This is a genomic window from Comamonas sp. (genome assembly GCF_036666375.1).
In the GTDB taxonomy this organism is placed as follows: domain Bacteria; phylum Pseudomonadota; class Gammaproteobacteria; order Burkholderiales; family Burkholderiaceae_C; genus Comamonas.
This window is the reverse complement of record NZ_JAVWWA010000029.1, coordinates 32,242-42,193: the sequence shown is the minus strand read 5'-3', so window position 1 is coordinate 42,193 and position 9,952 is coordinate 32,242. Positions and strand designations below refer to the sequence as shown.

Below are 9,952 nucleotides of genomic sequence, written 5' to 3'. Positions count from 1 at the left end.
GTCAACATCGACGCCGCGCTGGTGCGCGCCGGCGGCGCCGAGCTCTCGCGCACCGACGAGAAGCTGGTCGAGATGAGCAACGGCTGCATCTGCTGCACGCTGCGCGAAGACCTGCTGATCGAAGTCGAGCGGCTGGCGCGCGACGGCCGCTTCGACCAGCTGGTGATCGAATCCACGGGCATCTCCGAGCCCCTGCCCGTCGCCGAGACCTTCACCTTCGAGGGCGAGGACGGGCGCAGCCTGGGCGAAGTCGCCCGGCTCGACACCATGGTCACGGTGGTCGATGCCTGCAACTTCCTGCGCGACTACAGCGCGCGCGACAGCCTGCGCTCGCGCGGCGAATCGATGGGCGAGGACGACCAGCGCACGGTGGTCGATCTGCTGATCGAGCAGATAGAGTTCTGCGACGTGCTGGTGCTCAACAAGATCGACCTGGTGAGCGCCGAGGAACGCGCGCGCCTGCTGGCCATTTTGCAAAGCCTCAACCCGCGCGCGCGCATCGAGCCGGCCGCGTTTGGCCAGGTGGCGCTGGAGCGCGTGCTGGACACCGGGCTGTTCGACTTCGAGGCCGCGGCGCGCGCGCCGGGCTGGCTGCAGCAGCTGCGCGGCACGCAGGTGCCCGAGTCCGAGGAATACGGCATCGGCAGCTTCGTCTACCGCGCGCGCCTGCCGTTTCATCCGCAGCGCTTCTTTGATCTTGTGCAAAGCGAATGGCCGGGCGTGCTGCGCTCCAAGGGCTTCTTCTGGCTTGCGAGCCACCCGACGCTCGCGGGTTCGTGGTCGCAGGCCGGCGCCGTCGCGCGCCATGGCCCGGCGGGCCGCTGGTGGGCGGCCGTGCCGCAGGAGCACTGGCCCCAGGACCCCGAAACGGTGGCGCTGATAAACGAAAAATGGCACCAGGACACGGGCGACGCGCGCCAGGAACTGGTGCTGATCGGCATCGATATGGACGAGGCCGCGCTGCGCGCGCGCTTCGACCACTGCCTGCTGACCAAAGCGGAAATGGCCTGCGGCCCCGATGTCTGGACGACCTGGCCGACGCCGTTTGCCGATTGGTCGTGATGCCGTGAGCGCGGCGCTTGCCCTTAGAATCCCCAGCGTTGGTGCTCGCGGCGTGGTTCACAGGCCGCAGTTCAACGGGAAGCAGGAGGACCCACAAGCCCCCAGCCGCTGAGATCCAGCGCTGGTGCGCCCACAGGTCTGGCCTGCGCTGCCCCCGCAACGGTCAAACGGACGAAAGCGCCCCGCGCTTTCAGCATCCCTCCACATAGCCACTGGACGCCTTGAACAAGCGCCTGGGAAGGCGATGGATGCAGTGCCGCCAGCCCGGATACCGGCCAACAAAGTGACAGCGCTGCCGCGCAGGCGGCGCTGTCGTAACGCCCAGACGCCGGCGGGGATGCCGGCCAGGGTTGCCTTTTTCGATTGCCTATTTCATGAAGCCCGTTCTTCGTGTGCGCATTGCTGCGCTCCCGTTCGCCCTTGCGGCCGCCTATCCGTGCATTTCCGCCCACGCCCAAGGCGTGCCCACCCTCGAAGCCATCACCGTCACCGAGGAACGCGGCGTCGCCACGCCGCTGGTGCAGAAATCGACCGCCGGCAGCCGGCTGGAACTCACGCCGTTCGAGACCCCGGCCAGCCTGGCCATCGTCACCGGCGAGCTGATCCGTGCGCTGGGCACGACCTCGGTGATAGACGCCAAGACCCTGGCCCCGGGAATGAGCTCGGCCAACAGCCCGGGCAATGGCGGCAATGTGCTCAGCGCGCGCGGCTTCACGGGCGTCAATTCGGTCAAGCAGCTCTACAACGGGCTGGAGCTGTCGAATGCGGGCGGCGTGGTGAGCTTTCCGTTCGATCCCTGGAACGTGGAGCGCATCGAGGCGCTCTATGGGCCGGCCTCGGTGCTCTATGGCGCGGGCTCCATCGGCGGCGCGGTCAACGTGGTCAGCAAGCGCCCCAACCCCACGCAGTCCTCGCATGAAGTGGGCCTGGGCCTGGGCGGCGACAACGCCTGGCACCGCGCGCTCAGCAGCACCGGGCCGCTGGGCAATGGCTTTTCCTACCGCGTGGACCTGAGCCACCGCAGCTCGGACAACTGGGTGGACCGCGGCGAATCGGAAACGCTGGCCGCCTCGGCCTCGCTGCGCTATGACGTGTCGCCCCAGCTGAACTTCATTCTCGCGGCCGATTACGGCCGGCAAAAGCCCATGCACTACCTGGGCACGCCGGTGTTCAACGGCGCGCCCGTGCCCGGCACCGAGACCAGGAACTACAACATCGCCGACAGCGACCTGTACTTTCAGGACCGCTGGGTCACGCTGGACACGCAGTGGCAGCCTTGGTCCGATGTGAGCGTGCACAACACGCTCTACAGCCTGGAGCACAACCGCCGCTACCGCGACGTGACGGTATTCACCTATCTGCCGGCCACATCCGCCGTGCGCCGCACGAGCTACCGCGATATCTCGTACTCGCGCCAGACCCAGGAAGGCATCAACACCTATGCCAAATTCCAGGGCCGGCTCGGCGGCATGAAGAACCAGTTTCTCGCCGGCGTGCAGCTAGAGCGCAGCTACTACGACCGCTTCGACAACAACCGCGGCGGCAGCTCGACGGTCGATGCGCTCAACCCCGTGCCGGGCCGCTACCGCGATGCCTGGCAGGGCGAATCGATTCCCATGTACTTCCTCGATCTGGAACGCACGGGCATCTTCTTCGAGAACCACCTGACGCTCAGCGAGCGCTGGTCCGTGGTCGCGGGCCTGCGCCACGACCGCTACAGTACGGAGCGCGAGGACCGCCAGTCGAGCAAGATCACCAACGGCAAGGTCAGCGGAACGAGCGCCAGCCTGGGCGTGGTCTTCAACCCCGTACCCGACGTAGCGCTCTACGGCCAGGTCGCCACGGCGCAGGACCCGGTGACTTCGCTGGCCAGCATTGGCGCGAACCAGCAGGGCTTCGGCCTGTCCGCGGGCCGCCAGGTCGAAGTGGGCCTCAAGCAAAGCCTCTGGGGCGGGCGCTTCGACTGGACGCTTGCGGCCTATCATCTGGTCAAGAAAGACCTGCTGACCACCAACCTCGCGAACCCGACCCTGCAGGAGCAGGTGGGCCAGCAGTCGTCGCGCGGCATCGAGGCCTCGGCGTCGACGCGCCTGGGCAAGTGGCGCCTGGAGATCAACGGCACGCTGCTGGACCCCAAGTTCGACGACTTCACGGCCCAGGTCGGCGGCGGCGCGCGCCAGCTCGCGGGCAATGTGCCCATGACCGTGCCCAAGCGCAGCGCCAACCTCGCCGCGTTCTGGAACTTCGCGCCCGACTGGAGCGCGCGCACCGCGCTGCAGTACGTGGGCCAGCGTTACGTCAACAACACCAACACCGCGTCGCTGCCTTCGTACACCGTGGTCAACGCAGGCATCAACTGGCGCGCGACCAAGGGCATGACGCTGGACCTGCGCCTGGACAATGTGTTTGACAAGAGCTACGCCACCCAGGGCTCGGAAGTGCAGTGGATACTGGGCCGGCCGCGCACGCTGTGGCTGACGGGTGTCTATGCATTCTGACGAGCGCATTCCCGGCCGCCGCCAGGCGTTGCTGCGCGGCCTGGCGGGCGCCGCCGGTCTTGCCGGGTTCGCAGGCGCGGTGCGCGCGGCCACGCAGATCACCGACGATCTGGGCCGCAGCGTCAGCGTCACGCTGCCGCTGCAGCGCGTGGTGGTGTTCAACCGCTACACGACCGAGTTCATTCGCGCCATTGGCGCGATGCCGGCCGTGGTCGGCGTGGACTTCGACGGCAGGCAGTACCCCGACTACTGGCCCGGCGTGACGCCGGCCATGCGCGCCGGCAGCGGCCAATCGAGCGTCAATTACGAAGCCATTGTCGGCATGCAGGCCGACGCGGTCTTCATGCCGCGCAACAGCGACTGGAAAAAGGCCGCGCAGGTGCTGCAGGGCTTGGGCATTCCGGTGATCGTGGTGACCGGCTGGGACCTGCTCAAGCACGAGTGGAATGTCACGCTGCTGGGCCGGCTGTTCGCCCGGCAGCCGCGCGCCGAGCGGCTCAACGCGTTCTATCGCCACTGGCGCGACACCTTGCGCGGCCGCCTGCAGGGCGTGACGCCCAAGCGCGTGTACTTCGAGGAAGTCGGCCTGTACAAGACCGCGCTGCAGGGCTCGGGCTGGCACGACATGATAGAGGCCGGCGGCGGGCGCAATGTGTTCGGCGACATCCAGCTGCCCGGCGGCGTCTCGCCGCGCGGCAATGTGCAGAACTTCGAAGTCGACCCCGAGGAGGTGCAGGCGCGCCGCCCCGAAGCCGTGATCAAGCTGCAGCCCGGCCAGTACCTGCCGCATCCGCGCGCGTTCTCGGCCGAGGTGCTGGGCCAGCTGGCCGCGCGCCCCGGCCTGCAGGGCACGCCCGCGCTGCGCGACGCGCAGATCTTTCACCTGAGCTACTACCTCGCCTCGGGCTGCTCCAAGATCACGGACGCGCTGCAGATCGCCCAATGGCTGCACCCCGAACGCATGGCCGGAATCGACCCGCAGGCCGTGATGGGCCAGTGGCTGCAGGAGTTCCAGGGCGTGGCCGCGCAGCGCGGCTACTGGCAATCGCTGCAAAGCGTGAAGGGGCCGGCATGAACAGCGCCGAACTGCCGCAGGCGCTGCGCCGGCTGCGCGCCAGCCGCTGGCGCGTGGCGCTGCTGGCGGTCGCTGCACTGGTGCTGGCCGTGCTGGCTTCGCTGAGCCTGGGCGTGCAGTCGCAGTCCATGGGCATGGTGGCGCAGCAGCTGCTGTCGCTGCTGCCCGGTCTCGAATCTCTGGCGATCGACGGGCCGCAGCGCAATGTGCTGCTGCAGCTGCGCCTGCCGCGCACCGCCATGGCCCTGGTCTGCGGCGCGGGTCTGGCGCTGGCCGGCGTCGCCATGCAGGGCATCACGCGCAACCCGCTGGTCAGCCCCTACACGCTGGGCATTTCGCCGGCCGCGGCGTTTGGCGCGTCGATTGCCATTTTGCTTGGCTGGAACAATCTTCCGGATACCGGCGTCTGGTGGACCGTGGGCCTGGCGTTTGCCGCGGCCATGGCCTGCGCGGCCGCCGTACTGGCGCTGGCCTCGCTGCGCGGCGTCAACGCCATGGTGCTGGTGCTCGCCGGCGTGGCCTTCACCTATCTGTTTGGCGCGCTTACCGCCACGCTGCAGTTCTTTGCCAGCGAGCAGCAGCTCGCGGCCATCGTCCACTGGACTTTCGGCACGCTCAACGGCCGCACCTGGCATGAAGTGGGCGTGGCCGGCGCCATGTGCCTGGTCTGCGCGCCCGTGATGTTCGCGCATGCGGGCGCGCTCAATGCGTTCAGCGCGGGCGGCGACGATGTGGCCGCGTCGCTGGGCGTGGCCGTGGCGCGCGCGCGCATCGCGATCACGCTGGCCGCGGTGCTCAGCAGCGCGGCCATCGTCAGCTTTACGGGCGTGATCGGCTTCGTGGGCCTGGTCGCGCCGCATATCGCGCGCCTGCTGATAGGCGGCGACCACCGCGCGCTGCTGCCGTTCGCGGCCGTGGTCGGCGCGCTGCTGGTGCTGCTGGCCGACATGGCGGGCAGGTTGCTGTTCGCGCCGGTGATCGTGCCCGTAGGCATTGTCGTCGCGTTCCTGGGCGTGCCGCTGTTCCTGCACCTGCTGCTCACGCGGCGCAACGAGATGGCGTCATGAGCAACACCCCTCTCCTGCAGGCCGTCGGCCTGCGCAGCCGCTATGGCGGGCTTTCCTCGGCCGAAGTGCTGCGCGGCGTGGATTTCACGCTGGCGCCGGGCGAAGTGCTGGGCCTGGTCGGCCCCAACGGCTCGGGCAAGAGCTCGCTGCTCAAATGCCTCGCGGGCCTGCGGCCGCCGAGCGGCGGCACTCTGCTGCTCGAAGGCCGGGCGCTGGCCGGCCATGCGCGCCAGGAAATCGCGCGCGCCATCGCCTATGTGCCCCAGCACACGGGCCCGAGCATGTCGCTGCGCGTGATCGACATGGTGCTGCTGGGCCGGCTGCCGCACCGCGGCCGCGGCAGCGCGCAGCAGGACCAGGCGATCGCGCTGGCCGCGATAGAGCGCCTGGCGCTGCAGCCGCTGGCGCTGCGCCATTTCAGCGACCTGAGCGGCGGCGAACGCCAGCGCGTGCTGATGGCGCGCGCCCTGGCCCAGCAGGGGCGGCTGCTGCTGCTCGATGAGCCGACCAGCGACCTGGACCTGCGCCACCAGCTGGCGACGCTGCAGACGGTGCACGAACTGTCGCGCCAGCGCGGCGTGGGCGCGGTGATCGCCATCCACGACCTGGCGCTGGCCGCGCGCTTTTGCGACCGGCTGCTGATGCTGCGCGCCGGCGCCGTGCTCGCGGCGGGCACGCCGCAGCAGGTACTCACTCCCGCCAACGTGCAAGCCCTGTTTGGCGTCAGCGCACGCATAGGCAGCGATGGCGGCCTGCCCTATGTCATTCCGATTTCCGCCGCCAGCGCAGAAAGCCTTGCCGCATGAACACCTCACTTCCACGCCACGCCGCGATCCTGCTGGCCAAGGCCTCGATCACCGGCGCGTCCGAACGCGAAATGCAGGAACTGGCCGGGCGCACCCAGGCCGCGCTGGGCGAACGCTTCAGCATGGTCATACATGCGTTCAGCGAACAGGGCAGTCCCAGCCTGCGCGAAGCGCTGGATCTGCTGACTGCGCAGAAGGCCGAAGAAATCACCATCGTGCCGCTGCTGCTGCCCATGGAGCCGGGCTTTCGCAGCTGGATCACGGGCGCGGTGCAGCGCTGGCGGCGCGGCGCCAATGCCACGCAGCCGCTGCCCGCGGTGCACCTGAGCGCTCCACCGGGCGACAGCCTGGCGGTCGATGCGCTGGTGCAAGACCTGCTGCAGCAGACGCCGGTGGCAGTCGATGCGCCCGCAGCCACCCTGCCCGCGGGCTCTGCTGTTCCGCAGCAGCTGCGCCGCGTGCTGGTGTGCCAGGGCGGGCCTTGCAACCAGGCGGGCGCGGCCCAGGTCTGGGGCCATCTGCGCAATGCGCAAAAGCGCCTGGACCTGCGCAATGCGGGCGAGGGCATGATGAGCGCGCGCACCAGCTGCCTGGGGCCGTGCAACCTCGGGCCCGTGGTGCAGGTGTTTCCCGAAGGCACCTGGTACGGCGGCGTCGACGAGGCCGGCGTGGACCGCATCATTGCTTCGCACCTGCTGGGCGGCCAAGTCGTCGCCGATCTGGCCTATGCGCCGCAGCCGGGCAAGCAGATGCTGCGCTGAACGCAGGCCTCAGTCAGCCGCGCGGCTGTCGACGACCGTGAAATGCTCCACATGCGGCGGCTGGGCGAAGAACGGGCCGATGAGCGCGCGCCATTCGGTGAAAGCGGCGGATTCGCGAAAGCCCACCGTGTGGTCCTCGAGCGTCGCCCAATGCACGGTCAGCACATAGCGGCCCGGGGTCTCGATGCAGGCCAGCACGCTGTGGCCGCCATAGCCCTTGGCTTTCGACAGCACCTCGGCCACGGCGTTCTTCAGCACCGGGCCAAAGGCCTGGTGCTTTGCGGGATCGATCTTGAAATCCACCACTTCGACAATCATCGGTATCTCCAATAGAAGGAAAAGCCTGGCCTGAACCGCAGGCCGGCCAGCGCCTAGCACTGTACGGGAAAATGCGGCGCTGCTGCCTAAGCTGCTGCGGCCAGCGCGGCGCGCAGCTGCGCCACTTCGTGCGCCAGATTGCGCGCCGCGGCCGCATCGAAGGCGCTGCGTCCGCGCTCTGTGTGATAAAGCGCGGGCCGCGCATGGAGAAAAGCCTCGAGCACCACCAGCCTCCCGCGCGTGAACAGCGGCTCGGGCACATGGGCGTATTCCCGGCGCACCTGCAGCTGGTACTGTGCATAGCGTTCGGGCGCTGCGCCCAGAATGGACAGGTCGATATCGACCATCAGCTTCTCGTCTTCGGTCAGGGGCCGGGCCGCATGCTTGGTGATGTCGATGAGGCGCACAACCGCTTCGATCTGCGCTTGCGGCAGCAGCAGCGACGCGAGCATTTCGCGCGCCACAAGCGCGCTCAGGTCCTCGTTGTCGGCGCGCCGCGGGTCGTAGACCAGGTCGTGAAAGAAGAGCGCCAGGGCCACGGTGGCCGGCCATTCCTCGGCGCGGCTCCATTCGTCCAGCAGCGTCAGGGCTTCGAGCAGATGCTGGGTGGTGTGATAGGCGCGGTGGGGCTCATTCCAGCCGGCAAGCACCTGGTCCAGCACCTGCTGGGCGCTGGCGCTCGAGGGCGCAGGAACACTGCGCAGCCAGTAGGCCTGCAGTTGCCTTGCGGTCTGGAGCACATCATCATGGGTCATGGGCTGATTGTGCTTCACGCCGCTGCTGCCGTATCCTGGGCGAAGGCCTTGCCGCGCCCGCCTCCCTCACAATCCAAAAAGGATACCGCCATGCATACGCTCACAACTTGCCTTTCGCGCGCGCGCCAGGCGCTCGCGCGCTCCAGCAGCCGCCTGCTGCTGGCCGGCTGCCTGGCAGGAACCGCGCTGCTCGGCGCCTGCACCAGCACCCAGCCGCCGGCCGGCGTCGCAGCCGTGAGTGCGTTCGATCTGCAGCGCTACCAGGGCCGCTGGTACGAGATCGCGCGGCTGGACCACTCGTTCGAGCGCGGCCTGAGCAATGTGTCGGCCACCTACACCCCCCAGACCGACGGTAGCGTGCAGGTGCTCAACCGTGGTTATTCGGCCGAGAAGGGCAAATGGAACGAAGCCATCGGCAAGGCCTATTTCACCGGCGCGCCCACGACCGGCTCGCTCAAGGTCTCGTTCTTCGGTCCGTTCTACGGCGGCTACCATGTGGTCTCGCTGGACAGCGACTACCGCTGGGCCCTGGTGGTCGGCGCGGACCTGGGCTATGCCTGGATTTTGGCGCGCGAAAAGACGCTCGATACCGATACGCGCACGGCCCTGCTGGCGCGCGCCAAGGCCCTGGGCGTAGACACCGATGCGCTGATCTGGGTCAGCCATGACCAGCGCGGCCAGCCATGAGCGTGCTGCCGGCCCTGCCGTCGCTGCCCGATGGCTACCGCGCGCTGGTTCTGGGCGCCTCGGGCGCGATAGGCGGCGCGATCGCCGACAGGCTGCGCGCCGACCCGCGCTGCGCCACGGTGTGCGCGCTCGCGCGCGACACCGCGCCGCGCATCGATTTCTCTGCGCCCGACAGCATTGCCCAGGCCGCGCAGGCATTGCAGTCCCAGGGTCCCTGGCAGCTGATCGTCGTCGCCACCGGCATGCTGCAAGGCCCCACCGGAGGCCCCGAAAAGCGCCTTGCCGATCTGCGTGCCGAGCATCTTGCCGCGAGCTTTGCGATCAACGCCCTGGGCCCCGCGCTGGCGCTGGCGCATTTCACGCCGCAACTGGCGCGCGGTGAGCGCTGCCTGGTGGCCGTGCTCTCGGCCAAGGTCGGCAGCATAGGCGACAACCGCCTGGGCGGCTGGTACAGCTACCGCGCTTCCAAGGCCGCGCTGAACATGCTGCTCAAGACCGCGGCCATCGAGCTGGCGCGCACCCATCCGCAGACCGTGCTGGCCGCGCTGCACCCGGGCACGGTGGACTCCGCCCTGTCGGCGCCGTTTCGCGGCGCGCAGATCGGCCGGCCGGCCGCCGACGCGGCGCGCGATCTGCTGGCGGTGCTCGACGGCCTGCGTCCAGAAGACAGCGGCGGCCTGTGGGCCTACGATGGCCAGCGCCTGCCGTGGTGAAACGACGCGCCTCACATTGACACATTCAAGGAAAGATTCCCCATGCGCATTCTGCTGACCGGCGGTACGGGCCTGATAGGCCGGGCCCTGTGCAAACACTGGCAGCGCCAGGGCCATGAACTGTTTGTCTGGAGCCGCCGCCCCGATCAGGTGGCGGCGCTGTGCAGCGGCGCGCGCGGCGTGGCGCAGCTGCAGCAGCTCGAAGGCCTG

Annotated in this window: 11 protein-coding genes and 1 riboswitch; of the genes, 9 read left to right on the top strand and 2 right to left on the bottom strand. The window is 68.9% G+C overall.

What is annotated here, in order from left to right:
- From RR928_RS09680 to RR928_RS09655, 6 genes are all read left to right on the top strand, one after another.
- The coding region (locus RR928_RS09680; protein ID WP_332682327.1) for a GTP-binding protein at positions 1-1,062 on the top strand (1,062 nt) is incomplete at its 5' end.
- Positions 1,063-1,084: 22 nt separating this feature from the next.
- Positions 1,085-1,356: riboswitch (cobalamin riboswitch) on the top strand.
- Between the two features lie 167 nt (positions 1,357-1,523).
- Positions 1,524-3,560 (top strand): TonB-dependent receptor, encoded by a 2,037-nt coding sequence (locus tag RR928_RS09675; protein WP_332682325.1) that lies wholly within the window; start codon positions 1,524-1,526, stop codon positions 3,558-3,560.
- Positions 3,550-4,635: an ABC transporter substrate-binding protein gene (locus tag RR928_RS09670; protein WP_332682323.1), complete on the top strand. Its 1,086-nt coding sequence runs from the start codon at positions 3,550-3,552 to the stop codon at positions 4,633-4,635. Before RR928_RS09675 ends, RR928_RS09670 begins: the two co-directional genes overlap by 11 nt.
- Positions 4,632-5,702: a FecCD family ABC transporter permease gene (locus RR928_RS09665; RefSeq protein WP_332535530.1), complete on the top strand. Its 1,071-nt coding sequence runs from the start codon at positions 4,632-4,634 to the stop codon at positions 5,700-5,702. The genes RR928_RS09670 and RR928_RS09665 overlap by 4 nt, the downstream gene beginning before the upstream one ends.
- Positions 5,699-6,508 carry an ABC transporter ATP-binding protein gene (locus RR928_RS09660; RefSeq protein ID WP_332682320.1) on the top strand — a complete coding sequence of 270 codons (810 nt, stop codon included), beginning with the start codon at positions 5,699-5,701 and terminating at the stop codon, positions 6,506-6,508. The genes RR928_RS09665 and RR928_RS09660 overlap by 4 nt, the downstream gene beginning before the upstream one ends.
- Complete coding sequence (locus RR928_RS09655; protein ID WP_332548113.1) at positions 6,505-7,269, top strand: (2Fe-2S) ferredoxin domain-containing protein; 765 nt, start codon at positions 6,505-6,507, stop codon at positions 7,267-7,269. The genes RR928_RS09660 and RR928_RS09655 overlap by 4 nt, the downstream gene beginning before the upstream one ends.
- 9 nt (positions 7,270-7,278) lie before the next feature.
- Here the strand turns inward: RR928_RS09655 and RR928_RS09650 are convergent, their stop codons facing one another.
- Together RR928_RS09650 and RR928_RS09645 are read right to left on the bottom strand one after the other, a co-directional pair.
- Positions 7,279-7,587: an antibiotic biosynthesis monooxygenase family protein gene (locus tag RR928_RS09650; protein WP_332535524.1), complete on the bottom strand. Its 309-nt coding sequence runs from the start codon at positions 7,585-7,587 to the stop codon at positions 7,279-7,281.
- An 86-nt stretch (positions 7,588-7,673) separates the two neighbouring features.
- Positions 7,674-8,342, bottom strand: a complete 669-nt coding sequence (locus RR928_RS09645; RefSeq protein WP_332535522.1) for an HD domain-containing protein — start codon at positions 8,340-8,342, stop codon at positions 7,674-7,676.
- Positions 8,343-8,432: 90 nt separating this feature from the next.
- Here RR928_RS09645 and RR928_RS09640 point away from each other — a divergent pair, with 90 nt between their 5' ends.
- The 3 genes from RR928_RS09640 to RR928_RS09630 all read left to right on the top strand — a co-directional run.
- Positions 8,433-9,029, top strand: a complete 597-nt coding sequence (locus RR928_RS09640; RefSeq protein WP_332682317.1) for a lipocalin family protein — start codon at positions 8,433-8,435, stop codon at positions 9,027-9,029.
- Positions 9,026-9,742, top strand: coding sequence for an SDR family NAD(P)-dependent oxidoreductase (locus RR928_RS09635; protein ID WP_332682314.1), 717 nt, complete (start codon positions 9,026-9,028; stop codon positions 9,740-9,742). Before RR928_RS09640 ends, RR928_RS09635 begins: the two co-directional genes overlap by 4 nt.
- A gap of 42 nt (positions 9,743-9,784) precedes the next feature.
- Positions 9,785-9,952 (top strand): NAD-dependent epimerase/dehydratase family protein (locus RR928_RS09630; RefSeq protein WP_332548127.1); only part of this gene is annotated, 168 nt, incomplete at its 3' end.

What these genes read in the sequence shown, in the direction of transcription:
- RR928_RS09660 (WP_332682320.1), top strand. Translation starts at nt 5,699, where the DNA reads ATGAGCAACACCCCTCTCCTGCAGGCCGTCGGCCTGCGCAGCCGCTAT.
- RR928_RS09635 (WP_332682314.1), top strand. Translation starts at nt 9,026, where the DNA reads ATGAGCGTGCTGCCGGCCCTGCCGTCGCTGCCCGATGGCTACCGCGCG.
- RR928_RS09640 (WP_332682317.1), top strand. Translation starts at nt 8,433, where the DNA reads ATGCATACGCTCACAACTTGCCTTTCGCGCGCGCGCCAGGCGCTCGCG.
- RR928_RS09665 (WP_332535530.1), top strand. Translation starts at nt 4,632, where the DNA reads ATGAACAGCGCCGAACTGCCGCAGGCGCTGCGCCGGCTGCGCGCCAGC.
- RR928_RS09655 (WP_332548113.1), top strand. Translation starts at nt 6,505, where the DNA reads ATGAACACCTCACTTCCACGCCACGCCGCGATCCTGCTGGCCAAGGCC.
- RR928_RS09670 (WP_332682323.1), top strand. Translation starts at nt 3,550, where the DNA reads ATGCATTCTGACGAGCGCATTCCCGGCCGCCGCCAGGCGTTGCTGCGC.
- RR928_RS09645 (WP_332535522.1), bottom strand. Translation starts at nt 8,342, where the DNA reads ATGACCCATGATGATGTGCTCCAGACCGCAAGGCAACTGCAGGCCTAC.
- RR928_RS09650 (WP_332535524.1), bottom strand. Translation starts at nt 7,587, where the DNA reads ATGATTGTCGAAGTGGTGGATTTCAAGATCGATCCCGCAAAGCACCAG.